Origin of the sequence: Mesorhizobium sp. B2-4-3 (assembly GCF_006442815.1) — a bacterium.
Classification (GTDB): domain Bacteria; phylum Pseudomonadota; class Alphaproteobacteria; order Rhizobiales; family Rhizobiaceae; genus Mesorhizobium.
Window position 1 is genome coordinate 62,177 of the sequence record NZ_VFVL01000025.1, and the last position, 24,488, is coordinate 86,664.

A 24,488-nucleotide genomic window follows, 5' to 3' on the forward strand; every position below is an offset into this window, starting at 1 on the left:
TTGTCGAAGATGCACATATCAGTGGATGCGGGGCAGCCTTTCCCACTGATGGAATGGCGGCGGCGAGGGCAGCTGCCATTCAAGCGTGGTCGCCCCTGCGCCCCATGGATTGGCGCTGGCGGGACGCTTGCGGCTGAAGGCTTCAGCGACCGCGACGAAGAAGATGATCAGCCCCGCGGTCGAGATGTAGGATCCGATCGAGGAGACGAAATTCCAGCCGGCGAAGGCATCGGGATAGTCGGCGTAGCGGCGCGGCATTCCGGCCATGCCGAGGAAATGCTGCGGGAAGAAGACGAGATTGACGCCGATGAACATCGTCCAGAAATGCAGTTTTCCCAAGGTCTCGCTGTACATGTAGCCGGTCATCTTGGGGAACCAGTAATAGAAGCCCGCGAAGATGGCGAAGACCGCTCCCAAAGACAGCACATAGTGGAAGTGAGCAATCACGAAGTAGGTGTCGTGCAACGAGCGGTCTATGCCGGGGCTGGCGACCATGATCCCGGTGACGCCGCCAATGGTGAAGAGCAGGACGAAGCCAAGAGCCCACAGCATGGGCGTCTTGAATTCCATCGACCCGCCCCACATCGTAGCCAGCCACGAAAACACCTTCACGCCTGTCGGAACGGCGATCACCATCGAGGCGAAGGCGAAGTAACGCTGGGCGTCGACGGAGATGCCGGTCGTATACATATGGTGCGCCCAAACGACGAAGCCGATCATGCCGATGGCCACCATCGCATAGGCCATGCCGATGTAGCCGAAGATCGGTTTTTTGGCGAAGGTCGAGATGACATGGCTGATGATGCCGAAACCAGGCAGGATCATGATATAGACCTCCGGATGACCGAAGAACCAGAACAGGTGCTGGTAGAGGATCGGATCACCGCCGCCGTCCGGGACGAAGAAGGTCGTGCCGAAGTTGCGGTCCGTGAGCAGCATCGTGATCGCGCCGGCAAGCACCGGCAGCGACATCAGCAACATGAAGGCCGTCACCAGCATCGACCAGGCGAACAGCGGCATCTTGTGCATCGTCATTCCTGGTGCGCGCATGTTGAAGATCGTCGTGATGAAGTTGATCGCGCCGAGGATAGATGATGCTCCCGCAAGGTGGATCGAAAGGATGACGAGGTCGACCGCGGGACCTGGCTGGCCGGAGGTCGAAAGCGGCGGATAAAGCGTCCAGCCGCCGCCATGGCCAAGGGTGCCGGGCGCTCCCGGCACGAACATCGAGGTTATGAAAAGGATGAACGCCATCACCAGCAGCCAGAATGAGATGTTGTTCATGCGCGGAAACGCCATGTCCGGCGCGCCGATCATGATCGGCACCATCCAGTTGGCGAAGCCGCCGATCAGCGCCGGCATGACCATGAAGAAGATCATGATCAGGCCGTGCGCGGCGCCGAAGGCGTTGTACATGCTCTTGCCGCCGTCGATGGCGGCGTCGCCCTGCATGCCGTAGACCATCTGCGCCAGGCCGCTGAAGATCTGGATGCCCGGCTCCTGCAGCTCCATGCGGATGGCGACCGAGAGCGCGCCGCCGACGATGCCGGCAATGATCGCGAAGATCAGGTAGAGCGTGCCGATGTCCTTGTGGTTGGTCGAGTAGACCCAGCGGACCCAGCCCCGCGGCCTGTGGTCGTCGTGATCGTGAGCTGCAGCCTCTGCCATGTTCCGCTCCGTTCCCTAAATCTTGCTAACCCGCGGCATCAGTTGCCGGCGGCCGCTACCTTGTTGGTACCATCGATCTCGGCCATCAGCGCCTTGTTGGCGGCGGGCACGTCGGTCTTGGCCGTATCCAGCCAGGTCTTGAACTGCGCATCGGACACGACGCGGACGGCGATCGGCATGAAGGCATGGTCCTTGCCGCAGAGCTGCGAGCACTGGCCGTAGTAGAGGCCTTCCTTCTCCGCCTTGAACCAGGTCTCGTTGGTGCGGCCTGGAACGGCGTCCATCTTGATGCCGAAGGACGGCACCGCGAAGGAGTGGATGACGTCGGTGGCGGTGATCAGCACGCGGGTCATGGTGTTGACCGGCACGACCAGCTCGTTGTCGACCGCGAGCAGGCGCGGATAGAGGCCGCGGTCTTCCTTGCCGGCCTTGGCACGGTCGGCATCCTGGAGAACCGCCGAGTTGAAGGAGAAGGTCTTGTCGACCTGGTACTCGTAATCCCAGTTCCACTGGTTGCCGGTCGCCTTGACGGTGAGCTTGGCTTCCTCCGGCGGGGTGTATTGCGCGGTGAGCAGCTGGAAGGAGGGAATAGCGATCAGCAAAAGCACGATCACCGGCCCGACCGTCCAGATCACCTCGATCAGTGTGTTGTGGCTGGTGTTGGACGGCACCGGATTGACGCTGGCGCGGAACTTGAAGATGCAGACCACCAGCAGCAGCAGAACGAGAATGGTGATCGGGACGATGAACCACATGGTGTAGTTCCCGAACCGCTCGATCTGCCGCATCATGTCGGTCGCCGGGGCCTGGAAGGTCACCTCCCATGGCCGCGGCTGGTCGGCATGGGCCGCCGCGCTGGAGAAGAGCACGGCCGAAGCTGCCGCACCTGCCAAGAATTCAGCGCTTGCCAGGAATTTCCTCATCGCCCTCTCGTCTCCCACTTCCCGCGATCCGATCGCACCAATAATCGACGATGCCAGGATTGGGAATCCCGGTCTGTCCCTAGGGTGGTTCAAACCATACTCTATTTCCCTCCGCAAGGAAGGAGCGGAGGAAACCGTGCGGCATTTTTGCGCGCAAGCCGAAGGCCGTGTTCGGCGCTCGCCGCGCTATATGCGCCACGGTCGCAATTCGGGCGAATTTGCTTTGGAAAAGCATGGAATTGCCGGTATCGGGGCGGGCCGGCGGCGGTCTCGTCCTTTACTTGGCCCCGGCGCGGCTTAAAGTGCCGTGATTCGCAATGGAGCCGTTATGACTTCCTGGCTTTCGAGAACCCTGGCGAAGGTCGTCCTTGCCGTCGCCTTGCTCGGTGTCGGCGTAGCCGTTGGCGCCGCTGCCTCGCCGAACAACGCCTCGCCGCCGAGCGGCACGGTGAAGTCGACGCATGGCGCGTGGTCGATCATCTGCGATACGCCCGCAGGCGCTACCTCCGAGCAATGCGTGATGATGCAGAACGTCGTCGCCGAGGACCGCCCTGAAATGGGGCTTTCGGTGGTGGTGCTGCGCACCGCCGACAACAAGGCCGAGATCCTGCGCGTGCTGGCGCCGCTCGGCGTGCTGCTCCCCAACGGCCTCGGCCTCAATGTCGACGGCAAGGATATCGGCCGCGCCTATTTCGTGCGCTGCTTCCAGGACGGCTGCTACGCCGAGGTGATCCTTGAAAAGCCGCTGCTCGACACGCTGAAGAGCGGCACGTCGGCCACCTTCATCGTCTTCCAGACGCCCGAGGAAGGCATCGGCATTCCCGTCGATCTCAAGGGCTTTGCGGACGGCTTCGCCGCCCTACCTTGATCTTCTTGCCCATGCGCCGCTCCTGACGCTGAGGTCCGGTGGCGAATGCGCATTTGGCTGCCAGGAGGCTCAATGCGCGCGAATTTATCCGCTTTCATTGCCGGTCTGGCGCTGGCCGGCACGGTTTCGGCCGTACGGGCCGAGGATGCCGAAATCCTCCAGACGCCCGACCCGGCGGCGATCCTCGACATCGCCAATGGCTTCGGCTCGGCCAGGATGTACAAGGACGACAATGGCGATCCGATGCTTTCCGGGCGGATCGAGGGCGTCAAATACGTGATCTATTTCTATGGCTGCGAGGATCACGAGAACTGCAAGTCGCTGCAATTCTCGACCGGCTACACCGACCCGTTGACCGCCGACCAGGCCAACGCCTGGAACGCGAAATACCGCTGGGTAAAGGCCTATGCCGGCGACGGCTCGAACTTCAAGATGGATGTCTCCTTCGCCGGCGGCATCACCAGGGCCAATCTGGAGGAGCAGTTTTCCAACTGGAACACGATGGCCGACAACATCAAGGGCTTCCTGAGCGGCGAGTGACGGCGCAATCGCCGACTTGGCCCTGTTGACGATTGTGCGACGGCGGCTTCGCGCCTACATCCGTCGGAACGATTTGTTTCCAAGAATGGATTTGCCATGAACAGCCTGATCGGCCAATTCGACATTTCCGACGATCGCGTCAAGGAGATCGTCACCGAGACCATCAAGGGTGCCGACGACGGCGAGCTGTTTCTCGAATACAGCGAGAGCGAAGCGCTGATGTTCGACAACGGCCGGCTGAAGACGGCCAATTTCAACACCGATCAGGGATTCGGCCTGCGCGCCGTGGCTGGCGAGGCCAGCGGCTATGCGCATTCCAGCGATCTCTCCGAAGCCTCGCTCAAGCGCGCGGCCGACGCCGTCTCGGCGGTCAAGGGCGGCTATTCCGGCACATTGGCCGGAGCGCCCGCCCGCACCAACCGCCACCTCTATGGCGACGAGAACCCGATCCCCTCGCCTTCCTTCGAGGCCAAGGTCAAGCTGTTGCAGGAGATCGACGGCTGGCTGCGCGCGAAGGATCCGCGCGTGCGCCAGGTGACGGCTTCGCTCGCCGCCTCGTGGCAACATGTCGAGATCGTGCGCGGCGACGGCCAGATCGTGCGCGATATCCGCCCGCTGGTCCGGATCAACGTTTCCGTCGTGGTCGGCGATGGCGACCGGCAGGAGAGCGGCTCCTACGGCATGGGCGGCCGCAAGAGCTTTGGCGAGTTCGTCGGCGAGGAGAGCTGGAAGCATGCGGCAAACGAGGCGCTGCGGCAGGCGCTGGTCAATCTGGAAGCGGTCCCGGCGCCGGCCGGCACGTTCGACATCGTGCTCTCCAGCGGCTGGCCGGGGGTGATGCTGCACGAGGCGGTCGGCCACGGACTCGAAGGCGACTTCAACCGCAAGAAGACATCGGCCTTCGCCGGCCTGATGGGCCAACAGGTGGCGGCAAAAGGCGTCACGGTGGTCGACGACGGCACCATCCTCGATCGGCGCGGCTCGCTCACCGTCGACGACGAAGGAACGCCTTCGGCGCGCAACGTGCTGATCGATGACGGCAAACTGGTCGGCTATATGCAGGACCGCCAGAACGCCCGGCTGATGGGCATGAAGGCGACCGGCAACGGCCGGCGCGAGGGCTATGCGCACCAGCCGATGCCGCGCATGACCAACACCTACATGACCGCGGGCGACATGGAGCCGGAAGAAATCATCGCCTCGGTCAAGAACGGCATCTACGCCGTTTCCTTCGGCGGCGGCCAGGTCGACATCACGTCGGGCAAGTTCGTGTTCAGCTGCACCGAGGCCTACATGATCGAGAACGGCAAGGTGACGCAGCCGATCAAGGGCGCGATGCTGATCGGCAACGGGCCGGATGCCATGCACCGCGTCAGCATGATCGGCAACGACATGAAGCTCGACAGCGGCATCGGCATGTGCGGCAAGGCCGGACAGGGCGTGCCTGTCGGCGTCGGCCAGCCGCATCTGCGGATGAACCAGATGACGGTGGGCGGCACCAGGGTTTGAGGCCTGACCGATACCTTCGTCTTACATCGGTAAGGTGCTATGACCACCTCTGAAAAGCTTACGACCACCGTCTCGACCAAGGGGCAAGTGATCCTGCCCAGCGCCATCCGGAAACGGAGAGAGTGGGGCCCAGGAACGAGGCTCGAGGTCGAGGAAACGGCTGAGGGAGTGCTTTTGAAGCTGGCGTCCGTGTTTCGCGGCGACGCGGCCGAACGATGTCTTTGGCTGCCTGCCATCCGGCGGCGCGCCGAAGACACTGGAAGAAATGGATGCGGGCGTCCTCGCCGAAGCACGGCGGCGCCACGCTCCCGATTGATACGAACGCTATCGTTCGCTGTCTGACGAACGACCATCCCGAGCAGTCCCGGCGCACCAGGCGGGTTGATTTCGGCTTCAACGCATCCCCACCTTGAAGTGAACACAATCGTGTTAGGACATTATTAATTGTTTAATTGGCGGGGCCGGCATTTGCGCATTAGCCTGTCGCCAATCTCCTCGTTGCGGTGGTGTTGGCAGTGAAGCGATCCCCTGGTGTCCCGACCTCTTCGTTCCTCCTTGGCCTTGTTTCGTTGGTTGGCGTTTCGTCGCTGCAACTCGGCCCTGCAGCGGCGCAGTCGTCGCTGTTCAAGCTAACGACGACACGACTTGTTGCGAGCTCCGCCACCGTAGGCGGCAGCACCAGCGTTCCCTATGGCTGGCTCGATTTCTGTCATCGCCGGCCGAGAGAGTGCAAAGTCCCTGCCCTGCCTGCCACAAGCGTCAAGCTGACCGCGCAGAGCATGAGCATCCTCAAGCGGGTAAACCAGAAGGCGAACCGCTCGATCAAGCCCGTCAGCAATTACGATCACTGGGGCACGACGATGGACCACTGGGACTATCCGGTGGACGGCAAGGGCGATTGCAAGATCTACGCGCTCTACAAGCGCAAGCTTCTCCAGGAAGCGGGATTTCCCCGGCAGGCGCTGCTGATGACGGTGGTGCGCGACCTTCACAATGAGGGCCACACCATCCTGACGGTGAAGACCGACAAGGGCGATCTCGTCCTGGACAATCTGGTCGACGAGATCCGCCCCTGGAACGCCACCGGCTATTATTTCCTGAAGCGCCAGTCGCAGCAGAACCCGAACACCTGGGTTTCGATCAACCAGCGTGGCGGCACGGCGAAACGGCTGACACCAAGCTCTTAGACCGTGATGGCGTTTCGTTGAATCGCTATCACGGTCTAACTCTTTGTTAGGGCATGATCTTTCTCCGAAAACCGGTTCCCACTTTTCGGGATCATGCTCTAGCTGCCCATGCGCGCGGCCGGTCTCCGCCAAGGGAGGCGCCGCGGACCAGCGCTTCCAGTCTTGCAACGTTGATGGTCGGGCGACGTTGATGGCCGGAAAGTCCGGCTCATCAACCGCGGCGCCGCCGTGACAGCTACTGCCTGCAGGGCGGCGGCTCGCCGGGATGCCCGCAGGTCGGCTTCTTGCCCGCCTGCTGCCTGGGCTGCTGCGCCAGACGCCGCTCCTGCGGATGGACTGGGCTTTCGGCTCGACGTGGAACGTCGGCTTTTCCTGCCTGGACAGCACCTGCACCTTCGGTTTGTTGACCTTGAGATCGTGCTGGACACTGGCTTCCGCGCCGGCCTGTGCGCCACCGACGCCGGTCGGCTTGCGGAACTTCTTGCTCCTGTCGCCGCCCAGCCCTTGCCCGTTCGAAGCCAGCGGCTCGCCGGCGTCAAGATCCTTGCGCGTGAACTTCTTTGGCTTGCCGCCATTCTGATCGGACAAGATTGTGGGGTTGTTCTTCCCGAGCTTGTCCTGGAGCGTCGGGCCATTCGCGACAGGCACGCCGTTGACGGTCGGCAGCTTGTGGAACTTGCCCTTGCCGGCCTGCGCCGCGGAGCCCTCTCCGGTGACGACCTCGCCCTGCTTGCCCAGCGTCCTCAGGTGACTGTCCGCCACCGCCGGCTTGCCGTTGACGAGCGGCAGCGTCTTGCCGTTCACCAGCGGAACCGTCTTGCCGTTGGCGAGCGGCAGCGTCTTGCCGTCGGCTCCGGGCAAAGCGTGCTCGGTGGCAAGCGTCTTCGACAAGGGCGTTTCCAGGGGCGTCGCCAAGCCCGGCTGCTTGCCTTGCTTGAGTGCTGCCCGCTTCTGCAGCAGCGGCGGCACACAGCCCGACCGCGCCGGCGGTCAGCTTCTGGCCGGTGGTCAGGCCGCCGGGCGCATTGCCGTTCTCGTTGATCGTCGTGTTGTCGATGACGGTCGTGTTGTGGATGTTGTTGAAGATGATGTCGTTCGGCGGCGGCACGATGTCATGCGGCGGATTGAACCAGCGTGGCATCGGTACGAAGACCGGGCTCGGCAGGACGAAGACACCGACCGGCGGCGGCGGTGGCGCCAGCACGATGAATTCCTCCCGGCCGTTTGAACCGTTCTATAGCCACGATGCCGGCGTTTTCGGCAGGCGATTGTCGGGATCGACGACGTCAAGACGCGGCGCGCCGTTCCCGTTCCAGTGCCAGAGCGCAACACAGGTGCCGCCGGGCGACATGAAGGATGGGTAGATCACGCCGTGCATCCCATCGACCAGCAGGCGGTCGCGAAGCTGGTGCGTCTCGGGCACCAGTCCTCGATCCAACAGGTCCCGCCACTCGCATCGATGAATGGCCGCGGTGACGCCGAGGCCGGCCAATGTGGCGGCGTCGGTCAGATCGGCCAGCCGAGCGCCCGAAAGTTCCAGTTGAGCGATCAAAGCCGGGTGCTGGACAAAACCCTGATTGTACTCGGCCCAGGCGGTGGACAGTTCTTGCGCCGCGTAGATCGTCGGAGCGCCTAGCGGGTTCCAACGACCGCCAAAGCGGGCCGCGCCTTCGCCGGAAAGCGGCAGGTAAGCCCACCGCGGCACGAAGGCGCGCCACAGCGTCAGCTTGGTTTCACGCATAGACGCCGGAGCGGACGGCCTCCAAATAGGCAAGCACCTTGTCCGTCTTGCCCTCGCGAACGAGATCGTAGGCCGTCTTTCCGGCCCAGCCGGGGATGGGCTGGTGCTTGAACCAGATGGCAGCGCGCTGATCACCGCCGGCCATCTCGCCTGCCATCGCCAGAATGCGAACGACGGGGCTCAGCGCGGCGTCGACCTTACGCGCGCCGGTGCCGGCGGCGAGCGTGTTGCGCGCGACACCAATCAGGCCGGCCAATTCAGTCAGGTTGACGCCGAGCAATTCGGCGACACGCCGCGCTGACAGGTACGGCGACCGTTCCTCGCCGAAGCGCGACGCCGGAATTTCAAGCATTGCGGGACCCATGGCGATTTCCTGGCGCGTTTTTACTTAGGTGATGTAAAAATAAGCCCAATCCGCGCGCAATTCAAGCGCAGCGGATAGCCGGAGCAGTCTAACGCCTTCTCCTCGGCTTCTCCAAAAGCGCCACGGCCTCGACATGCGACGACCACAGAAACTGGTCGATTGGGGTGAGACTCTTCAGCGTGTAGCCGCCATCGAGAAGAATCCGCAGATCGCGCGCCAGCGTCACCGGATTGCAGGAGACGGCGGCGACCAGCGGCACGTCGGAACGGGCGATCTGCTTCGACTGGTCCTCGGCGCCGGCGCGCGGCGGATCGAAGACCACTCCGTCGAAGAGGTTCAACTCCTTGAAGGTCAGCGGCCGGCGGAACAGGTCGCGGCGTTCGCTGGTCACGCGCTTCAGGCCGCCGGCGAAGCGGAAGGCGCGGTCGAGCGCTGCGAGCGCCGGCGCATCGCCTTCGACGGCATGGACTTCCGACCTCGCGCTGAGCCGCAGCGCGAAGCTGCCGCAGCCGGCAAACAGGTCCGCGACCTTCCTGGCGCGCGACAGATGCTGGCCGACAAGGTTCGCCATCGCCTGCTCGGCGGCTTCCGTCGCCTGCAGGAAGGCGCCGGGCGGCACGGCGACGGCGACCGATCCGAACTGCACCACCGGCTTCTTCGGCTCGACGACGATCTCGCCGTCGACGGAAAGCCGCGCCAGACCTTCGGCCATCACGAAATTCGACGCGATGCGGCGCTGGTGGTCGCCAAGCTTGCCGGCATCATGGACGGCAATGTCGAGGCCCGAAGCCGTGACGGTCACCGTCATATGGAACGCCTTCGGCGTGGCGCAGACCAGGTCGGCCAGGGCGCGCAATTTATCGAGCGCCGAGACGATCGTCGGCAGCGAGATCGGGCATTCCTCGATCGGGATAATCTCGGAAGACAGCGCGCGCACGAAGCCGAGCAGCATGCCGGCGTCCGTGCGCCTGGCGCTGAAGGTGACGCGGCGGCGGGTATGCGGCGCGCAAGGCACCAGCGCAGCGATCTCGCAAGCAATGCCCTTGGCCTTCAGCGCGTGCACAACCTTCTCGCGCTTCCATTGCCGGTAGGCTTCAGCCTCGTAATGCTGCAGCGCGCAGCCGCCGCATTCGGTGAAATGGCGGCAGGCCGGATCGATCCTGAGCGGCGAGGCTTCCAATACCGACATCAGCGCGGCGCGGTCCTTCTGGCGCGCGGCCGTTACCGTTTCGCCCGGCAGCGTGAACGGGATGAAGACCTCCCCGTCTTCGGCATTGGCGATACCGTCGCCCTGCGAGCCCAGCCTTGCAACGGTGAAGCGTGTGCTCATCGCCCGTCCTTCATGGCGGCGAGCAGGAACTCGCGGTTGCCGTCGCCGCCTTCGATCGGCGACGGCTGGAGTCCCAGCACGCGCCAGCCGGGAATGCCGGCCAGCCAGTCGCGCAAATTTGCGGCAATCCGGTCGGCATCGCCCGGATCCTTGAGCAGGCCGCCCTTGCCGATGGCCTCGCGCCCGGCCTCGAATTGCGGCTTGACCAGCAGAACTGCCTTGGCGCCATCGCCCGCCAATTCCAGCGCCGGCGGCAGCGCCAGCTTCAGCGAGATGAAGCTGACGTCGCAGACAAGGAAACCGGGAACGCGGCCGCCGAGATCGGCTGCCGTCAGGTCGCGGGCGTTCAGCCCTTCGATCACCGTCACGCACGGGTCGCCGGCAACGTCGGGGTGGATCTGGCCATGGCCGACATCGATCGCTGTGACATGGGCCGCGCCGCGCTCGAGCAGCACCTGGGTGAAGCCGCCGGTCGAGGCGCCGATGTCGAGCGCCTCGCTTCCGCAAGGATCGAGGCCGAAACGGTCGAGGCCGGCGATCAGCTTCAGCGCCGCGCGCGACACATAGGCCTGCGCCGGATCGTCGATGGCGATCAGGCAGTCCGGCGCGACAGGCTGGCCGGGCTTGCGGGCAACGGCGCCGTCAACCGTCACCGTGCCGCGCTCGATCGCGTCACGGGCGCGCGAACGGCTGGCAAACAGACCGCGCCCGACGAGCAGTTCGTCGAGCCGCTGGCGCCGGCTGGCTGGCAAAGGGGAACTCATCGGCCTTCATTGGCGAAAGCCGGGCGCGAACGCAATGGTTGAATATGGCGCAAGGGGCTGCAGAATGCCGACAGGAACGGGCCGTTCGTCAGCCGGTGGAGGTGGGCAATGCTGAAGGGTACCTGTCATTGCGGCGCAGTTCATTGGACGCTGGAAGGCGATCCCGGTGGAATCACCGCATGCAATTGCACGCTTTGCCGTCGCTACGGAGCGCTCTGGGCCTATGACTATGTCGACGAGCGCATCCGCGTCGCCGGACCGCTGAAATCGTACACACGCGCCGAGGTGGCGGAGCCCGCGCTGGAAATCCTGTTCTGTCCGACCTGCGCCTGCGTGGTCGCCTGGCGTGGCCTGCGCTCCGGCGAAAGCGGCCGCACGCGTATCGCCGTCAATGTCAGGCTTGCGCCGCCCGAGGAGGTCGCCGACCTGCCGATCGACCATTTCGACGGCTTGGATAGTTTCGACGACCTGCCGCGCGACGGCCGCTGCGTGCGCGATATGTGGTTCTAAAAAATAGTGCGCGAGACCTGGCGCTCGATGGCGGGCATCAGGCCGTCATTGCCGGAGGCTTCCTTGCGCGGCGGCTCAACCGGAGTGGGCGCGACGGGCGTAGCATCCGGCGGCACGACGAGTTGAGGAACCTGCTTATAGGAGAAGCCGCCGCGAATATTGCCCATCTTGCCGGCAACGATATCCAGCACCGCCTTTTCAAGGTTGCGGTCGTAACGCGTTTCGGCTGCCGCCGGCGCCGTCACGGCCGCCAAAAGGGCCACTCCGCACAGAAGCGCTTTCATTTTGGTTGTCTCCCTGCCTGGCTCGAGCTTCTAGCAGGGCGCCGTTGAAAATCGGCCAAGAGACAGGGTAAGCGAACCGCCAAACGGGAGCGTTAACAGATACCTACATCTGGCACCCGGCAAAAAATGATTCAGCGTCTTGACGTTCTGATTCAGGCGCGGTGCGCCTGCACGCCGCGACCGAGCGCGGCGAAGACCGTGCGCACGATGCCTGCCGAATCCAGCCCGGCATCGGCATACATCTTCTCCGGCTTGGCATGGTCGGTGAACACGTCCGGCAGCACCAGCGGCCGCACCTTGAGGCCGCTTTCCAGCAGGCCTTCATGGGCGAGCAAATGCAGCACCTGGCTAGCAAAGCCGCCAATCGCGCCCTCCTCCACGGTCACCAGCACTTCGTGCGAGCGGGCGAGCCGGCGGATGAGATCTTCGTCCAGCGGCTTGGCGAAGCGGGCGTCGGCAACCGTGGTGGAGAGACCAGCCGCGCCGAGTTCCTCGGCGGCCAGAAGGCAATCCTGCAACCGGGTGCCGAAGGAAAGCAGCGCGACCTTGGTCCCTTCCTTGAGAATACGGCCCCTGCCGATCTCGAGCAGCGACCCGCGCTCCGGCATATCGACGCCGACGCCGTTGCCGCGCGGATAGCGGAAGGTGATCGGGCCGTCATCATAAGCCGCCGCGGTGCGCACCATGTGGCGAAGCTCCGCCTCATCGGCGGCGGCCATGACGACGAAGCCCGGCAGCGTGGCCAGGAAGGTCGTATCGAAAGCGCCGCAATGGGTGGCGCCGTCGGCGCCGACGAAACCGGCGCGGTCGATGGGAAAGCGCACCGGCAATTTCTGGATCGCGACGTCGTGGACGACCTGGTCGTAGGCGCGCTGCAGGAAGGTGGAATAGATGGCGGCGAAGGGTTTGTAGCCTTCGGTGGCCAGCCCCGCGGCGAAGGTCACCGCATGCTGCTCGGCGATGCCGACGTCGAAAGTTCGCTTGGGAAACACCTCGCCGAACAGATCGAGGCCGGTGCCGCTCGGCATGGCGGCGGTGATGGCGACGATACGGTCGTCCTCGCGCGCTTCCTGGATCAGGCTTTCGGCGAAGACCTTGGTGTAGGCGGGCGCGTTGGCCGGCGCCTTGGCCTGCGCGCCGGTGATGACGTCGAACTTGTTGACGCCGTGATATTTGTCGGCCGCGGCCTCCGCCGGCGCGTAGCCCTTGCCCTTTTGGGTCACGACATGGATCAGCACCGGGCCTTTGCCGTTGTCGCGGACGTTCCTCAGCACCGGGATCAGATGTTCGAGATTGTGCCCGTCGATGGGGCCGATGTGATAGAAGCCGAGCTCCTCGAACAAGGTGCCGCCGGTGACGTAGCCGCGCGCATGCTCGACCGCCCGGGTGATGGCGCGGTCGGCGCGCTTGCCGAGATAGGATGTCAGCTTCTTGCCGAAATCGCGTAAGCCCAGATAGGCCTTGCCGGAGGCGAGCCTGGCCAGATAGGCGCTCATGGCGCCGGTCGGCGGCGCGATCGACATGTCGTTGTCGTTGAGGATGACGATCAGCCGGGCATCGAGCGCGCCGGCATTGTTCATCGCCTCGAAGGCCATGCCGGCCGACATCGAGCCGTCGCCGATGACGGAAATGACATTGTTGCGGCCGCCCGACAGGTCGCGCGCCATGGCCATGCCGAGGCCGGCCGAAATCGAGGTCGAGGAGTGCGCGGCGCCGAACGGGTCGTATTCGCTCTCGGCGCGCCGGGTGAAACCGGAAAGGCCGCCTTCCTGGCGCAGCGTGCGGATGCGGTCGCGGCGGCCGGTCAGGATCTTGTGCGGATAGGCCTGGTGGCCGACATCCCAGATCAGCCGGTCCTGCGGCGTGTTGAAGACATAGTGCAGGGCAACCGTCAGCTCGACGACGCCGAGGCCGGCGCCGAGGTGGCCGCCGGTCTGCGAGACGGCGTCGATCAGCTCGGCGCGCAGTTCCGCGGCAAATTGCGGCAGCGCGCCCTCATCAAGCGTCCGCAAATCCGCCGGAATGCGGACCTTGTCGAGCAGCGGCGTGTCTGGCTTCACTCGGGCGCGTCCTGCCTTATCGATCGAACACGGCGCTACCAGCAAATTGCGCCATAATCATGCGCGGGAATAGGCCGCCGGCGGGCGAATGTAAATGCGCGTCAGTGACGCGTGGGTTAAGCGACCGCTAGTTCTCCGGCAGCGGAATGAACTCTTCCTCATCGCCGGGAACGATATCGAAGCGGCCTGTCTTCCATTCCTGCTTGGCCTGTTCGATGCGTTCCTTGGAGGACGAGACGAAATTCCACCAGATGTAGCGCTTGGAGCCGAGCGAAGCCCCGCCGAACAGCATGAAATGCGCGCCGCGCTCGGAGGAAACGACGATCTCCTCGCCCGGCTTGAATACCAGGAGCCGCTCGGCCGGGAAAATATCGCCGGCGATCGAGACTTCGCCTTCCAGCGTGTAGATGGCGCGCTCCTCGGCATCGGCCGGGATTTTCACGCTCGCGCCCGCCGCCAGCCTGAGATCGGCGTAAAGCGTGTCCGAAGCGGTCGCCACGGGCGAGCGCAGGCCTGAGAATTCGCCGATGACGACGCGGCCGCTGACGCCCTCGGCATCGATCTCGGGCAGGCGGGCCACCGACGTGTTCGCGAACACCGGGGCAATTTCCTCCTTGCCGTCGGGCAGCGCCAGCCAGGTCTGCAGGCCGGAGACCGACATCGGCGCGCCACGCAATTCCTGTGGCGTGCGCTCGGAATGGACGATACCACGCCCGGCGGTCATCAAATTCACGTCGCCCGGCGCGATCACCATTTCAGTGCCGAGCGAGTCGCGATGCCTGATCTTGCCGTCGAACAGGTAGGTGACGGTGGAAAGCCCGATATGCGGATGCGGGCGCACGTCGAGCGCGTGGCCGGCACGCAGGATCGCCGGGCCCATGCGGTCGAAGAAGATGAACGGCCCGACCAGCCGGCGCTTCGCCGTCGGCAGGGCGCGACGCACCTCGAAGCCGCCAATATCCTTGGCGTTGGGGACGACCATCAGCTCGATCTGGTCGCAGGCGAAGGCATCGCCGGGTTCAGGGTCGTTTCCCGGAAAGAAGCTCATGTCGGATCCTCAGGCGAAACGCAGCGCCGACCTGGCCTTCGCCTTGGCCGCCTCTTCCTCGCGGTTGCGCGGTTCCTGTGTGGTCTCGAGCGAATCGATCAATTCGCGCGCGACAGCCGTGATCGCCTCGACGGCATGGTGGAAGGCATGCTCGTTGCGCTTGGAGGGCTTGGTCGAGCCGCTCAGCTTGCGCACGAATTGCAGCGCGGCGTCATGCACTTCGTCATTGGTCGCCGGCGGCTCGAAATTGGCCAGGGTCTTGATGTTGCGGCACATGGCTTGAACTCCTTACCTGCTTTCTCTGCCCACCCTATTGCAAATCAGTCGGCGTCCAACGGCTCCGTTCCCACCGGCTTGCCGTCGCGCGACAGCCTGATCTTCTCGACCTTGTCCTCGGCCGCTTTCAGCAGCCTGTCGCAATGCGCCTTCAGCGCCTCGCCGCGCTCATAGATCTTGATCGACTGGTCGAGCGGGACGTCGCCGCGCTCCAGATCATCGACGATCTTCTCCAGCGCGTCGAGCGCCTGTTCGAAGCTCATCGCCTTGACGTCCTCATTGCCTTCCACTGCCATGCTCTATCCCTTCATCAGCCGCCCGACATGGGCGGCGACTGAAAATGCCAGTCCCTGCAGATCGTAGCCGCCTTCCAGCAGGCTGACGAGCCTGTTGCCGCTGTGGCGGCCGGCGCGCTCCATCAACTGGCCGGTCGCCCAGTCGAAATCGTCCTCGGTCAGGTTGATCTCGGCCAGCGGATCGCGGTGGTGCGCGTCGAAGCCGGCGGAAATGATGATCAGGTCCGGCGCGAACGCATCGATGGACGGCAGCACACGCGACAGGAAGGCGTCGCGGAACAGGTCGCTGCCGGTCTGCGGCGCGAGCGGCGCGTTGATGATGTTGCCGGCGCCGGTTTCGCTTTTCGCTCCGGTACCGGGATAAAGCGGCATCTGGTGCGTCGAGCAATAGAGAACCGACGGGTCGTCCCAAAAAATGTCCTGCGTGCCGTTGCCGTGGTGGACGTCCCAGTCGACGATGGCGACGCGCTCGGCCTGATGCTTCTTCTGCGCGTAGCGGGCGGCGATCGCGGCCGTGTTGAACAGGCAGAAGCCCATCGCGGTGGCCTTTTCGGCGTGGTGACCCGGCGGACGGGCAGCGACGAAGACGTTGGCGGCACGGCCCTCGAAGACGTCGTCTACCGCCGCGTTGGCGCCGCCGATCGCCGTCACCACGGCCTGCCAGCTTTTCGGGCTGGCGCTGGTATCGGCGTCGATCGACACGATCCCGCTCTCAGGGATCGCCGCGCGCACGCGCTCGACGAAATCCTCGGGATGCGCATAGAGGATCGTTTTCTCGTCGCCTTCGGGCGCCTCGACCCGGTCGAGCGCCGAAAAAGCCTCGTCGTCGAGCACGCGTTCGATGGCGCGCAGGCGGTCGGGCCGCTCGGGATGACCGGGCGGCGTGAGGTGTTCCAAAAAGATCGGGTGCGTGTAGAGACGGGTGGCCATGGCGCCTAATCTAGGCACCGGCGGCGCGGATGACCATGTTTGAAAGCCGAATGGCTGGGGAAAATTGCGCCAGCCCGTGTCGCTGACGACATTGGCGCGGCCCAAGCTTCGCGGTAAGGTCTCCTCGCTGCCTGGTACCCGCGACGCGGGAGAATCGGGAACACGGTTGAACTCCGTGGCGTGCCCAACGCTGTGAGGGGGACCGCGCCGGCAAAGCCACTGTCGATGACGGGAAGGCGCCGGATGCGGGACGATCCCAAGCCAGAAGACCGGCCCGGCAGACATGGTTTTCCGCTTGGTCAGGCGGGGGACTGCTTGTCGCAAGGGGAAAAGCGATGACGGCAGCAGCGATCGCCGCGAGCGGCGACGACTTTGACCAATTGGCGCGCGACGCGGTCTACCGGGCGATGTTCACCAGGCGTGACGTGCGCAGCCATTTCACAGCCGACGATCTTGACGATGCCGTGCTGGCGCGGCTCATCACCGCCGCGCACCATGCGCCGTCGGTCGGCTACATGCAGCCTTGGAATTTCATCGTCATCCGCGACGCCGCAAGGCGGCGGCAGGTGCGCGACCTGTTCCTCGCCGCGCGCGAGCAGGAATTGCCGGCGATCGAGGCGGAACGGCAGGCGCTCTACCGTAAGCTGAAGCTCGAAGGCATCTGCGAGAGCGCGCTCAATCTGTGCATCACCTGCGACCGGCAGCGGTCGAAGGATTCGCCGCTCGGGCGCTGGCACAATCCGGAGATGGACCTCTACAGCACCGTCTGCGCGGTGCAGAATTTCTGGCTGGCGGCGCGGGCCGAAGGTGTCGGCGTCGGCTGGGTCAGCATCATCGAGACGGAAGCGCTGAAGCAGCTCTTGTCGATCCCGGAGCATGTCACGCCGATCGCCTATCTGTGCGTCGGCCGCGTCTCCGCCTTCGCGCCGAAGCCGGACCTCGAGGCGCATGGCTGGGGCAAGCGCCTGCCGCTGCCTGAGCTGGTGATGAGCGAGACTTTCCGCGGCGCCGGCGAAGCGCCGCTCAAATCGGCGATCGCAAGGCTAGAGCCGGATGATTTCAGGTCGAATCGACCTGAAATCTGAATCCGTCTCTAAATCAAAGAGATAGAGCATGATGTCGTCCGAAACCGCTTCACACTTTTCGGCATCATGCTCTAGACGGTCCTTCGAAATCCTGATCAAGCGGCCCGGGGCGTATCCCAGCGCGAGCCGCCGCCGAACGAGCCCAGCGACTTGTCGCGCAGTTCCCTGAACTTGGACGAGGCCTCGGCGAGCCGGTGGTCCCATTCGGGATTGGGCACCTGGCCCTCGATGGCTTCGAAATAGACCTGCATCAGCGAGGCGATGGCGAAGGGCTCGATGAAGGCTGCCTTGAACGCCCAGGCAAAGACGATGGCGAGCACGAAAGCCCAGCCGGCAAGCTGACCCGGCATGACCCAGAGGATCGCGGCCGCAGGCGCCAGCATCAACAGGAAGATGACGAAGGACACGCCCCACATTATCGCCGCCAGCCAGATGGCGTTCTTGACCATGTGCTTGCCGTTCTGTGCATAGAGCACGACGCCCTGCCGCGCCGTCTCGAAGGGCGAGTTTGAATTGATGCGGATGTTGTAGCCGAGGATGATCTCGTCGACATAGGTCAGCGACAGGCGGATGACCGTGTTGATGAAGCCGACGATACCGCTCAGGCCTGGAATGGGCAGGAAGGCGGCGATGCCGCCGATCAGGCCGGTGATAGCGCGGATGGCGCCCTTGACCAGTTGGTCGACGACGAAAAGGATGTTGGCCTCGGCGAAACGCTGGGTGACCACTTCCTTGGCATAGGCGATCTGGCCCTGGCCGTCGGGAATGTCATGGCCGTCGATCAGATGCACCATGACGGCGATATGGCCCGCCTTCAGCACATAGAGGATGTATTCGCGGATCCAGTAGACGGCGATCGACACGACGCCGAAGCCGACCACGCCGCCCCAGAGCGCGAAGGACATCGGCCCGTCCGGATCGGTCGAGATGTGGCCGACGCCGTAGCCGACGCTGGCGCCCGTGCCGGTCGCCATGATGTAGGCGATCGTGATGCCGAAGTAGACGATCATGCGAAAGACGATGAACGGCCATGTCCGAATCATGATGGACACCGACCTGGCGATGCTGAAGTCCCACATGCCCCGACTCTCCCACCCTTAAGAGAATGGCCCAGGAGCATGCGCTCGCCCCGTCGATTGTCAATCGCGGCAGGGTTGCGCCGGCCCGAAACCGGTGCACAAGCCGGTGGCTTGGTTACCCGAGCGTGCCGTCAAGGCTTCTTGCGCAAGCCCTCAAGCAGTTGCTTGAAGGCCGCGATCGCCTTCTTCGAAGTCGCTTCGGGGTCCTTCGAATTGGCGATGCGCTGCGCGGCCTGGCTGCTGGCACCATTGATCAGCCGTGCCGCCGTCTCGGGATCGAGATCCGCAACCACGACACCCTCCCCCTGCAGCGCGGTCAGGTGATCGGTCATTGACGCCGTGCAGGCACTGGCATTCGGCCACTGCGCGGGATCGCCGAGCACCGCCGGGCCGTCGCGGAACATGATGCGCTGGATTTCCGGCTCCAGCGCCATCTCGATATAGGTGGTGCATTCATCAACGAAATGCTGCCATCGGGTCGACGCTTTCGAAGCTACCTCGTTTACCCGCACGGCCATTTCGCCGTCGATCTCGGCGATCACCGCCTGCAGCAGCCCCTTCTTGTCGCCGAAATGATGGTAGAGCGCGCCGCGCGTCAGGCCGGCCGACGCGGTGAAATCGTCCATCGAGGCCTCGGCGTAGCCGACCGTGCCGAAGGCCTGGCGGGCGGCCGCGATCAGCTTGGCGCGCGTTTCGGCGATCATCTCCTTGCGCGGTCTGTGCATGGCTCTGGCCCTACTCACATACGCCTCGTATGCCAATTGACATACGCGGCGTATGAACTATCTGACATTCATACGCTGCGTATGTAGTTTTAGTTTGCACCCATGTCGAGGAGCAGGATCATGCGAAATCCCTATGCGGACATCTTTCGGGCTCCCGGCACGAAAGGCTTCGCCGCCGCCGCCTTCATCGCGCGGCTGCCGATCGCCATGGCGCCGATCGGCATCGTGGCGATGCTCTCGCAGACGCATGGCGAATACTGGCTGGCCGGGGCGATCTCCGCGACCTATGCCCTTGTGAATGCTGTTTTGTCACCGCAGATCTCGCGATGGGTGGATCAGCTTGGCCAAAGCGCGATTGCCCTGCCGACCACGCTTGTCTCGGTGCTTGCCTTCACGACATTGATCGCGGCGGCCAACCAGCACTGGCCGGCCTGGACCCTGTTCGGATCGGCGCTGCTCGCCGCCGCCATGCCCAGCATCCCGGCGCTGGTCAGGGCGCGCTGGACCGAGATTTTTCGCGACCGGCCGGAGCTAAACACCGCTTTCGCGTTCGAATCCGCCGCCGACGAATTGGTCTATGTCGCCGGCGCCTCGCTGTCGGTGGGCTTGAGCGCGGCGCTGTTTCCCGAAGCCGGCATGGTGGTCAGCACCTTGCTGCTCGCACTCGGCTCGGCGGCATTCCTGCTGCAGCGCTCGTCCGAGCCGCCGGTACGTTCCGCGGGACATGGCGCGGCCGGTTCGGCGATCCGTCTGCGGCCGGTGCAGATCATCACCTTCGCGCTGATCTTCGTCGGCGCCACCTTCGCCACCACGGAAGTCACCACCGTCGCCATCACCAAGGCGCTCGGCCAACCGCAAGCGGCGAGCCTCGTCATCGGCGTCTATGCGCTTGGATCCTTCGTGCTCGGCATCATCGTCGGCGCGCTCAGCCTGAAGGCGCCGCTGCAGCGGCAATTGGCGGTCGCGGTCACGGTGATCGCGCTCACCACGCTGCCGCTGCTTTTCGCCGACACGGTGCCGACGCTGGCGCTGGCGGTCTTCGTCAGCGGCGTCGCGATCTCGCCGACCTTCATCACCGCGTTTGGCCTGATCGAACGGCACGTGCCGGCGGCAATGCTCACCGAAGGCGTCACCTGGGTGACCACCGGCATCGGCATCGGCATGGCGCTGGGTTCCTTCGCCGCCGGCTGGATGGTCGACAATTTCGGCCCGCAGAACGGGTTCTGGGTGTCGGTGGCGGCCGGGGCGATCGCGCTGGCCACCGTGCTTGCAGGGCAGTGCCGGCTGGCGACGGGCGATTGCGATGCGGACAGGAGCGAGGCGGTGGTTCCGGCGGAGTGACGGTTATTCGGCCGTCCGATCATCGTCGCGGACGTTGGCAGTTAGCCGAGGCCTCCGCGACGTCGTCATCCACGGGCGGAGCGACGCGCAGCGAAGCGCAGACCGAGGATCCATTCCGTGGCCTTGATCGTAGGGTGCAGCAGAGTAGAATTCTGCGCCGTCGCAACGCGTCGAGGTCACGGAATGGATCCTCGGGTCTGCGCGCGTCGCTTCGCTCCTTGCTCCGCCCGTGGATGACGAAGTCGTGGAAGCCCCGCCAATCGCCTCCGTCGCAGAGGTTTCGGTCAGCCAGCAAGGCCGGCGGACTGCTGTGGGACCTCCGGTGCGTCAGTCCTTCGACAGACTACAGAATTTCCGTCTTCGCAATATGGATGCCAAAGCCTTCGAGACCGACATAGTGGCGCTCGCGCGAGGCGATCAGGTTGATCGAGGAGATGCCCAGGTCCTTGAGGATCTGGGCGCCAAGGCCGATCTCTCGCCATTCGTTCTCGCGGCGGCGCGCTTCTTCATGGTCCTCGCGCTCGCCGCTCGCGGGCCGCTTGCGCTCCTGATGGGCGACGCCGACCGAGCCTTCGCGCAGATAGACGATGACGCCGCGCCTGCGCTCGCCCATCGCCTTCATGATGCCGTCGAGGCGATGACTGGTGCCGAAGACGTCGGTGACGACATCTTCCGAATGCAGGCGCACCGGCACCTCTTCGCCGTCGCGGATATCGCCGAAGACGATCGCGACATGGTGCATGGAATCCCATGGCAACGTGTAGGTGAAGACCTGCGCCTTGCCGCCGGGCGTCTCGATGTCGGAGCAGGCGACGCGCTCGACCAGCGTTTCCTTGCGCTGGCGATAGGCGATGAGGTCGGCGACCGAGATCTGCTTCAGCCCATGTTCCTCGGCGAAAGCCTGCACTTGCGGGCCGCGCTTGACGGTGCCGTCGTCGTTCACCAGCTCGGAGATGACGCCGACCGGCGGCAGGCCGGCGAGCTTGCAGAGATCGACCGCGGCCTCCGTATGGCCGGAGCGCATCAAGACGCCGCCTTCGCGCGCGATCAGCGGGAAGATGTGGCCGGGGCGAACGAAATCCGAGGCGCCGACATTGCCGTTGGCGAGGTTGCGCACGGTCAGCGTGCGGTCGTCGGCGGAAATGCCTGTCGTGGTGCCGTGCTTGAAATCGACGCTGACGGTGAAGGCGGTGGTGTGGGCGGAATCATTGTCCGCCACCATCGGCGCGAGGTTCAGCCGCCTGGCATCGTCGCGCAGCATCGGCGTGCAGACGATGCCAGAGGTGTTGCGGACGATGAAAGCCATCTTCTCCGGCGTGCAGTGGACGGCGGCGACGATCAGGTCGCCCTCGTTCTCGCGCCCGTCATCGTCCATGACGACGACGATCTCGCCGCGCTCGAAGGCGCGGATCGCTTCGACGATCTTCTTCTGGTCGTATGGCATGGGGCGCTCGCAAGCTCGCTAGGGGAGTAGGGGAATAAGGGAGTATGGGAGTAGGGAAAAGGAAAAAATTTGCTCGACCGAGCGAATGGCGAAACCTACTCCCCTACTCCCCTACTCCCCTACCTGTCTGTCCTCTGTGCCGCAGATAATGATCGGCGACCGCGCAGGCAACCATGGCCTCGCCGATCGGCACGGCGCGGATGCCGACGCACGGGTCATGGCGGCCCTTGGTCATCACCTCGACATCCTTGCCGTCCTTGTCGATCGACTGGCGCGGGGTCAGGATCGACGAGGTCGGCTTGACGGCGAAGCGAGCGACGATCGCCTGTCCGGTCGAGATGCCGCCCAGGATGCCGCCGGCATTGTTGGATAAAAACACCGGCTTGCCGTCATTGCCCATGCGCATCTCGTCGGCGTTCTGTTCGCCGGTGATGCGGGCCGCCTCGAAGCCGTTGCCGATCTCGACGCCCTTGACGGCGTTGATCGACATCAGGCCGGACGCGATGTCCTGGTCGAGCTTGGCGTAGATCGGCGCGCCGAGGCCCGGCGCGACGCCGTCGGCGACGATCTCGATCACCGCGCCGACCGAGGAGCCGGCCTTGCGGATGCCGTCGAGATACCGGGTAAAGACGGGCACAGAGGCAGGGTCGGGCGTGAAGAAGGGGTTTTCGGGATCACCAATGAAATTCCAGTTCCAGTTGGCGCGATCGATCGATTTCTCACCCATCGAGACGAGCGCGCCGCGCACCGTCATGCCGGGCACTATCCTGCGCGCCAAGGCGCCCGCCGCCACTCTGGCAGCCGTCTCGCGGGCCGAGGAGCGGCCGCCGCCGCGGTGGTCGCGCAGCCCGTATTTGACGTCGTAGGTATAGTCGGCATGGCCCGGCCGGTACTGGCGGGCGATCTCGCCGTAGTCCTTGGAGCGCTGGTCGACATTCTCGATCAGCATCGACACCGGCGTGCCGGTGGTGATCATCGTCTCGCCGTCCTCGTCGAGGATGAAGCCGGACAGGATCTTCACCTCGTCCGGCTCGCGGCGCTGGGTGACGAAACGCGACTGCCCAGGACGGCGTCGGTCGAGCTCGGCCTGGATGTCCTCGCGCTTGAAGCGGATGCCGGGCGGGCAGCCATCGACAACGCAGCCCAACGCGGCGCCGTGGCTCTCACCCCAGGTGGTGACGCGGAAGAGATGGCCGAATGTGTTGTGAGACATGAGAATACGCCCTGCCCCGGTGACGGAACCCGGTTAAGGCTGCCTTCTATTGGCGTTTTCCACAGTGGTCAAACGGTGATCGGATGCATCAAACTGTGATGTGGCGGATTTAGTTTTGACACATTCGGTTGGTTTCTGCTCTCTTCCCATCCGCCGTTGAGGACCCGCCGCTGACAAGCCGGCGCAATGACCTAAAGAGGACGACGATGCGTACCCTGATTGGCGCGGCCTGCGCCATGTTGCTGATTTCCACCGCCGCCGCGTTCGCCGGCCAGACCGAAGGCCTGATCAAGAAGGTCGACAAGGACACGCTGACGCTGACGCTCGATGACGGCAAGGCCTACAAGCTCAACGCCGAGACCGATATTGACTCGCTGAAGCCCGGCATGGACATCGTCATCGCCTATGACGTGACCAATGGCGAGAATCTCGTGACGGATATGCAATTGCCCGACAGCGACCAGAATTAGCTTTCGAGTTGGAGGCTGAAGCGCCCGTGTTTCGTCATTCTAGGGCGAAGCAAGTAGCGTAGCGACGCGCGCAGACCCTAGAATCCATTCCGTTACGTCGACGCTTTGCAGCGGTGCAGAACGAGTTCTCTTCTGCACCGTTTTTACCATTTGACCTAGGTCGCGGCATGGATTCCAGGGTCTCCGCGACGGAGCTTCGCTCCTGCTTCGCCCTAGAATGACGAAGCAGAGGCGTCTTCCTCACAACCACTCCAAACTGCGGCCTTCCAGTCGCAGCAGGCGGTCCTGCGGGACCTCGAGGCTGGCGGCCTCCTGTTTGGAAATGCCGGTGACGAAGCGGAAGAAGCAGCGCATGACGCCGCCATGGGTGACGCAGACGGTCGGCTGGCGCAGCGCGTCGAACCACGGTTTGATCCGCTCGAGCAGCATCTCGTAGCTTTCCGCGCCCTCGCCGGGCGGCTGGAAATCCCACTTGGAAGCGCGTCTGCCGTCGGTTGAACCGGGGGCGCGTTCCTCCAGTTCGGCGAAGGTGAAGCCCTGCCAGTCGCCGAAGCTTATCTCGACCAGGCGCGCATCGGTGCGGTAGGCGGCGGGATCGAGCCCCATCGCTTCGCGGATCAGCTCCATCGTCTCGCGCGTGCGCCGCATCGGGCTGGCGACAAAATCGAAATCCGCAGGATTTCTGATTAGCTGCGCCAACCGTCGGCCATTTTGCGTGGCCTGCACGCGGCCAAAGTCGTTGATGTCGGTGTCGGCCTGGCCCTGCAGGCGGTGCTCGGCATTCCACTCGGTCTGGCCGTGGCGCGCGATGTAGACGAGCGGGTACATCAGGT

The 24,488-nt window shown here is 64.3% G+C and carries 26 protein-coding genes, 1 pseudogene and 1 riboswitch; of the genes and pseudogenes, 10 read left to right on the forward strand and 17 right to left on the reverse strand.

Features of this window, described 5'->3' with window-relative positions; translation table 11 throughout:
* Positions 1-18 precede the first annotated feature (18 nt).
* Positions 19-1,668 carry a cytochrome c oxidase subunit I gene (gene ctaD, locus FJ956_RS21795; protein WP_140781984.1) on the reverse strand — a complete coding sequence of 550 codons (1,650 nt, stop codon included), beginning with the start codon at positions 1,666-1,668 and terminating at the stop codon, positions 19-21.
* Positions 1,669-1,706: 38 nt separating this feature from the next.
* Complete coding sequence (gene coxB / locus FJ956_RS21800) at positions 1,707-2,591, reverse strand: cytochrome c oxidase subunit II (RefSeq protein ID WP_140681832.1); 885 nt, start codon at positions 2,589-2,591, stop codon at positions 1,707-1,709.
* Positions 2,592-2,919: 328 nt separating this feature from the next.
* Between coxB and FJ956_RS21805 the strand changes: the two genes are divergently transcribed.
* From FJ956_RS21805 to FJ956_RS21830, 6 genes and pseudogenes are all read left to right on the forward strand, one after another.
* Positions 2,920-3,459: an invasion associated locus B family protein gene (locus FJ956_RS21805; RefSeq protein WP_140681830.1), complete on the forward strand. Its 540-nt coding sequence runs from the start codon at positions 2,920-2,922 to the stop codon at positions 3,457-3,459.
* A gap of 72 nt (positions 3,460-3,531) precedes the next feature.
* Positions 3,532-3,999 (forward strand): YbjN domain-containing protein, encoded by a 468-nt coding sequence (locus FJ956_RS21810; RefSeq protein WP_181170324.1) that lies wholly within the window; start codon positions 3,532-3,534, stop codon positions 3,997-3,999.
* Positions 4,000-4,095: 96 nt separating this feature from the next.
* Positions 4,096-5,508, forward strand: a complete 1,413-nt coding sequence (gene tldD, locus FJ956_RS21815; RefSeq protein ID WP_140681826.1) for a metalloprotease TldD — start codon at positions 4,096-4,098, stop codon at positions 5,506-5,508.
* 39 nt (positions 5,509-5,547) lie between these two features.
* Positions 5,548-5,824: pseudogene (locus FJ956_RS21820) on the forward strand (AbrB/MazE/SpoVT family DNA-binding domain-containing protein).
* A 199-nt stretch (positions 5,825-6,023) separates the two neighbouring features.
* A complete protein-coding gene (locus FJ956_RS21825) occupies positions 6,024-6,695 on the forward strand; it encodes a transglutaminase-like cysteine peptidase (protein WP_181170323.1) in 672 nt (223 codons plus the stop codon).
* 793 nt (positions 6,696-7,488) lie between these two features.
* Positions 7,489-7,923 (forward strand): hypothetical protein, encoded by a 435-nt coding sequence (locus FJ956_RS21830; protein ID WP_140681822.1) that lies wholly within the window; start codon positions 7,489-7,491, stop codon positions 7,921-7,923.
* Between the two features lie 6 nt (positions 7,924-7,929).
* Here FJ956_RS21830 and FJ956_RS21835 read toward each other — a convergent pair whose 3' ends face one another.
* The 4 genes from FJ956_RS21835 to FJ956_RS21850 form a co-directional block, all read right to left on the reverse strand.
* A complete protein-coding gene (locus FJ956_RS21835; RefSeq protein ID WP_140681820.1) occupies positions 7,930-8,436 on the reverse strand; it encodes an RES domain-containing protein in 507 nt (168 codons plus the stop codon).
* A complete protein-coding gene (locus FJ956_RS21840) occupies positions 8,429-8,800 on the reverse strand; it encodes an antitoxin Xre/MbcA/ParS toxin-binding domain-containing protein (RefSeq protein ID WP_140681818.1) in 372 nt (123 codons plus the stop codon). The genes FJ956_RS21835 and FJ956_RS21840 overlap by 8 nt, the downstream gene beginning before the upstream one ends.
* A gap of 88 nt (positions 8,801-8,888) precedes the next feature.
* Positions 8,889-10,130 (reverse strand): class I SAM-dependent RNA methyltransferase, encoded by a 1,242-nt coding sequence (locus tag FJ956_RS21845; RefSeq protein WP_140681816.1) that lies wholly within the window; start codon positions 10,128-10,130, stop codon positions 8,889-8,891.
* Complete coding sequence (locus FJ956_RS21850) at positions 10,127-10,894, reverse strand: TlyA family RNA methyltransferase (RefSeq protein WP_140681814.1); 768 nt, start codon at positions 10,892-10,894, stop codon at positions 10,127-10,129. Before FJ956_RS21850 ends, FJ956_RS21845 begins: the two co-directional genes overlap by 4 nt.
* Before the next feature lie 108 nt (positions 10,895-11,002).
* On the opposite strand from FJ956_RS21850, the gene FJ956_RS21855 reads away from it, so the two are divergent.
* Entirely contained in the window at positions 11,003-11,404 is a 402-nt protein-coding gene (locus tag FJ956_RS21855; RefSeq protein WP_140681812.1) for a GFA family protein, read from the forward strand.
* On the opposite strand, the gene FJ956_RS21860 is transcribed toward FJ956_RS21855, so the two are convergent.
* The 6 genes from FJ956_RS21860 to FJ956_RS21885 form a co-directional block, all read right to left on the reverse strand.
* Positions 11,401-11,667 (reverse strand): hypothetical protein, encoded by a 267-nt coding sequence (locus FJ956_RS21860; RefSeq protein ID WP_246681612.1) that lies wholly within the window; start codon positions 11,665-11,667, stop codon positions 11,401-11,403. The two genes, FJ956_RS21855 and FJ956_RS21860, sit on opposite strands and share 4 nt — an antisense overlap.
* A gap of 173 nt (positions 11,668-11,840) precedes the next feature.
* Positions 11,841-13,748: a 1-deoxy-D-xylulose-5-phosphate synthase gene (gene dxs, locus FJ956_RS21865; RefSeq protein WP_140681808.1), complete on the reverse strand. Its 1,908-nt coding sequence runs from the start codon at positions 13,746-13,748 to the stop codon at positions 11,841-11,843.
* Between the two features lie 127 nt (positions 13,749-13,875).
* On the reverse strand, positions 13,876-14,796 hold the full coding sequence (locus FJ956_RS21870; RefSeq protein WP_140681806.1) for a pirin family protein: 921 nt from the start codon (positions 14,794-14,796) through the stop codon (positions 13,876-13,878).
* A 9-nt stretch (positions 14,797-14,805) separates the two neighbouring features.
* The gene (locus FJ956_RS21875; protein WP_140681804.1) at positions 14,806-15,072 is read right to left on the reverse strand and encodes a DUF2277 domain-containing protein; all 267 of its coding nucleotides are present in this window, start codon (positions 15,070-15,072) and stop codon (positions 14,806-14,808) included.
* Positions 15,073-15,116: 44 nt separating this feature from the next.
* Positions 15,117-15,368 (reverse strand): exodeoxyribonuclease VII small subunit, encoded by a 252-nt coding sequence (locus FJ956_RS21880; protein WP_140681802.1) that lies wholly within the window; start codon positions 15,366-15,368, stop codon positions 15,117-15,119.
* A gap of 3 nt (positions 15,369-15,371) precedes the next feature.
* Entirely contained in the window at positions 15,372-16,298 is a 927-nt protein-coding gene (locus FJ956_RS21885; RefSeq protein WP_140681800.1) for a histone deacetylase family protein, read from the reverse strand.
* Between the two features lie 115 nt (positions 16,299-16,413).
* Positions 16,414-16,591, forward strand: a riboswitch (cobalamin riboswitch).
* 42 nt (positions 16,592-16,633) lie between these two features.
* Here FJ956_RS21885 and bluB point away from each other — a divergent pair.
* Positions 16,634-17,383 (forward strand): 5,6-dimethylbenzimidazole synthase, encoded by a 750-nt coding sequence (bluB, locus tag FJ956_RS21890; RefSeq protein WP_140681798.1) that lies wholly within the window; start codon positions 16,634-16,636, stop codon positions 17,381-17,383.
* Positions 17,384-17,478: 95 nt separating this feature from the next.
* Here bluB and FJ956_RS21895 read toward each other — a convergent pair whose 3' ends face one another.
* On the reverse strand, positions 17,479-18,462 hold the full coding sequence (locus FJ956_RS21895) for a hypothetical protein (RefSeq protein WP_140681796.1): 984 nt from the start codon (positions 18,460-18,462) through the stop codon (positions 17,479-17,481).
* A gap of 131 nt (positions 18,463-18,593) precedes the next feature.
* On the reverse strand, positions 18,594-19,187 hold the full coding sequence (locus FJ956_RS21900) for a TetR/AcrR family transcriptional regulator (RefSeq protein WP_140681794.1): 594 nt from the start codon (positions 19,185-19,187) through the stop codon (positions 18,594-18,596).
* 120 nt (positions 19,188-19,307) lie between these two features.
* On the opposite strand from FJ956_RS21900, the gene FJ956_RS21905 reads away from it, so the two are divergent.
* Positions 19,308-20,528: an MFS transporter gene (locus tag FJ956_RS21905; RefSeq protein WP_140681792.1), complete on the forward strand. Its 1,221-nt coding sequence runs from the start codon at positions 19,308-19,310 to the stop codon at positions 20,526-20,528.
* 343 nt (positions 20,529-20,871) lie between these two features.
* Here the strand turns inward: FJ956_RS21905 and ribB are convergent, their stop codons facing one another.
* Together ribB and aroC are read right to left on the reverse strand one after the other, a co-directional pair.
* A complete protein-coding gene (gene ribB, locus FJ956_RS21910) occupies positions 20,872-21,972 on the reverse strand; it encodes a 3,4-dihydroxy-2-butanone-4-phosphate synthase (protein WP_140681790.1) in 1,101 nt (366 codons plus the stop codon).
* 103 nt (positions 21,973-22,075) lie between these two features.
* Positions 22,076-23,185: a chorismate synthase gene (aroC, locus tag FJ956_RS21915; protein WP_140681788.1), complete on the reverse strand. Its 1,110-nt coding sequence runs from the start codon at positions 23,183-23,185 to the stop codon at positions 22,076-22,078.
* A gap of 206 nt (positions 23,186-23,391) precedes the next feature.
* On the opposite strand from aroC, the gene FJ956_RS21920 reads away from it, so the two are divergent.
* Positions 23,392-23,655 carry a DUF1344 domain-containing protein gene (locus FJ956_RS21920; RefSeq protein ID WP_140681786.1) on the forward strand — a complete coding sequence of 88 codons (264 nt, stop codon included), beginning with the start codon at positions 23,392-23,394 and terminating at the stop codon, positions 23,653-23,655.
* A 240-nt stretch (positions 23,656-23,895) separates the two neighbouring features.
* Here the strand turns inward: FJ956_RS21920 and FJ956_RS21925 are convergent, their stop codons facing one another.
* Positions 23,896-24,483, reverse strand: a complete 588-nt coding sequence (locus tag FJ956_RS21925) for a histidine phosphatase family protein (protein WP_140681784.1) — start codon at positions 24,481-24,483, stop codon at positions 23,896-23,898.
* Positions 24,484-24,488: the final 5 nt, after the last annotated feature.